1 protein-coding gene is annotated in these 260 nt (G+C 43.5%); it reads left to right on the plus strand.

The features are described from left to right. A partial coding sequence (locus Q5762_RS38845) for a hypothetical protein (RefSeq protein WP_315897026.1) occupies window positions 1–260 on the plus strand: 260 nt, incomplete at both ends.

Here is a 260-nt window from a genome sequence, read left to right on the forward strand (position 1 = left end):
TCAATCTTTCGGATTGGTTTTCAAAGACTGCCGTTTGAAAAAAGAAACGGATGTTCCCGCAAAAAGTTATGCTCTTGGTCGGCCTTGGCATCCAACGACGACCTTTGCTGATGGCCGTTATGCGGATCCGAATGCGGTTGGTCATGCGGTATTTATCAATTGTGAGATGGACGATCATATTTATGGCTGGGATAAAATGAGCGGTAAAGATATTGATCAACAAACGATTTGGTTTTATCCCGAGGATTCACGTTTTTGGG

The organism is Streptomyces sp. P9(2023), from assembly GCF_032436795.1.
Lineage (GTDB): Bacteria > Actinomycetota > Actinomycetes > Streptomycetales > Streptomycetaceae > Streptomyces.